Genomic DNA, 403 nt, shown 5'->3' with positions numbered 1-403 from the left:
GCGACGCCAACCAGCGTCTCGGCGTGGACGCTCGCGGCCAGCGAAAGCAGAGCGGCTAAAGTCATCGTGAGAAGGCGCAGTCGGGCGAAGAGGTCCTCCGTGCCGGGAGTATGGTTCGGCACTATTCCAGCAAAGACCTAAAGGCTGGCTAAGGTCGGTGCAACACGCGAATTTCAGGATTGCGGTCAAGCGCTTCGCCCATGCTAGGCAACTTGTGGCATGCTATATGCCGCCATATATAACGGGCTGGTTTTTTACAGGTGGATCATCGCGTGCTGAAGATCAATGACATCGGGCCACAGGCCTATCGTGATGCGATGGCGCATTTTGCCGGCCATGTGCATGTGGTGACCACCGACGGCCCGTCGGGCAAAAGGGGTGCCACAGTGATCGCCGCCTGCTC

General features: G+C 59.1%; 1 pseudogene. It reads left to right on the top strand.

Features of this window, described 5'->3' with window-relative positions:
* Positions 1 to 272: 272 nt before the first annotated feature.
* A pseudogene (locus EN869_RS35420) lies at positions 273 to 403 on the top strand (flavin reductase); the annotation flags it as partial.

Origin of the sequence: Mesorhizobium sp. M2D.F.Ca.ET.226.01.1.1, assembly GCF_004022705.2 — a bacterium.
In the GTDB taxonomy this organism is placed as follows: domain Bacteria; phylum Pseudomonadota; class Alphaproteobacteria; order Rhizobiales; family Rhizobiaceae; genus Mesorhizobium.
Note: the sequence above shows the minus strand (reverse complement) of the source record. Positions and strands in the feature narration are given on the sequence as shown.